Source organism: Janthinobacterium leeuwenhoeki, assembly GCF_051380795.1.
GTDB lineage: Bacteria > Pseudomonadota > Gammaproteobacteria > Burkholderiales > Burkholderiaceae_D > Janthinobacterium.
In genome coordinates this window covers 1-1,097 of sequence record NZ_JBNYXT010000077.1, presented here as the reverse complement: position 1 = coordinate 1,097, position 1,097 = coordinate 1, and the positions used below count along the sequence as shown (strand labels likewise).

Here is a 1,097-nt window from a genome sequence, read left to right as displayed (position 1 = left end):
GGCGTTCTCAAGAACCAAGTGCAACACCTTTGTCCTGTAAGGTGTCGGCATGTCGAACAGCTATAAACATTTAACTACCCAAGAGAGGGCCGTGGTCATGACCATGCGCGATGACCAGTGCTCCATCCGGTCCATTGCTAAACGCCTTTGCCGTTCCGCGAGCACCATCGGCCGCGAACTGAAACGCACCAGCGGAGCGGTCACCTACGACGCCAACGCGGCCCATCTGCAAAGCCAGGCCCGCCGATTCGCAGTGCGGCGTGTGGCCAAACTGGACGTCGATAGCGTGCTGTTTAAAGTCGTTCGACACCAACTCAGTCTGCTCTGGTCACCACAGCAGATTGCCCGCAAACTGCGCGCCCTGTGGCCCGACAACCCTGAGAAATCTGTGTCCCACGAGACCATCTACAACGCCATCTATTTGCATCCACGTGGTGAACTCAAGCGTGAGCTGATCGCCTGCCTGCGCCACCACAATCAAGTACGCAAACCACGCAGTCGCGGCACCGACCGCCGCCACCAGATTCCCGACATGCAAAGCATCCATATCCGGCCTCCAGAGATCGAAGATCGCCTCATTCCGGGGCACTGGGAGGGCGACTTGATCAAAGGCGCTGGCAACCGGTCATCGGTTGGCACTCTGGTCGAACGCACCACCGGATTCGTGGTCTTGGCAAAGATGGATAACGCCACTACCAAGGCCGTCGTGGACAGCTTCTCAGCCGTTCTAAACCGCGAACCAGCGGCCATGCGCAAGACCATGACGTACGACCAAGGCCGCGAGATGTATGCCCATAAAATACTGACCGAACGCACCGGCGTCCAGATCTATTTCGCCGACCCGCACAGCCCTTGGCAACGCGGTTCCAACGAGAACACCAATGGCCTGCTACGTCAATATATGCCCAAGGGTTCGGACCTGTCGATTTACTCCCAGGACGAGCTCGACGCCATCGCGCTCTCACTCAATACCAGACCGCGTGCCCGCCTCAATTATGAATCGCCACTCGTCGTTTATACTCAGCACATCACGTTGCTACAAGCACCAACAACCACTGTTAATTAACCCAGTGTTGCGCTTGCTCTTTGAAACCGCC

Annotated in this window: 1 protein-coding gene; it reads left to right on the top strand. The window is 57.2% G+C overall.

Annotated elements, in window-relative coordinates; genetic code table 11:
* Positions 1–49 precede the first annotated feature (49 nt).
* Entirely contained in the window at positions 50–1,066 is a 1,017-nt protein-coding gene (locus ACQ4WS_RS25445) for an IS30 family transposase (RefSeq protein ID WP_436479726.1), read from the top strand.
* The last annotated feature ends 31 nt before the right edge of the window (positions 1,067–1,097 follow it).